A 605-nucleotide genomic window follows, 5' to 3' on the forward strand; every position below is an offset into this window, starting at 1 on the left:
AAAGCTCGCCCACCGCCCCCAACGGCACCGGCTGACCATGAGCGTCCAGAAGATAGATCCGCGTGTTGGCGATCGGACGGCCGATCGGGATATTTCGATGAGGCGCCTCAATCCTCGTCTCGGTAAGAAAGGTGGTCGACCAAATTGTCGTCTCCGTCGGACCATAAAGATTTCTGAGAGATTTTACCCTTCTGCCGAGGTTGGAGGCCAGATCTGAAGGCAGCGCTTCGCCGCCGCACAACGCGCTTAAGTCGGGCGCACCCTCCCAGTCGGCGTCCAAGAGCATACGCCATGCTGCCGGGGTCGCCTGCATCACATTTATCTTGTGATGGGATAGATGCTGCTGCAATCCAACAGCATTGCTCCGGCGAGCAAGGACGACGTTAGCTCCCACGGCCAGCGGGAGATAGAGTTCCAGCCCGGCAATGTCGAAAGAGATTGTCGTGACCGCGAGGAGTGAATCATGCTCTGTGAGGCCCAATACATCCAAAAGAGCGCGTAGGATATTGAGAACACTCGCATGCTCGACCATGACGCCCTTGGGCGTCCCGGTGGAGCCCGAGGTGTAGATGATGTAGGCGAGATGGCGGGGGGTGAGCCCCAGC

The 605-nt window shown here is 58.7% G+C and carries 1 protein-coding gene; it reads right to left on the reverse strand.

Annotation, left to right across the window (positions count from 1 at the left end; genetic code table 11):
* Window positions 1–605, reverse strand: a 605-nt coding sequence (locus NKJ06_RS35695; protein ID WP_352812636.1) for an AMP-binding protein, incomplete at both ends; no start/stop codon positions are given.

Source organism: Mesorhizobium sp. M0293 (assembly GCF_040321735.1).
GTDB lineage: Bacteria > Pseudomonadota > Alphaproteobacteria > Rhizobiales > Rhizobiaceae > Mesorhizobium.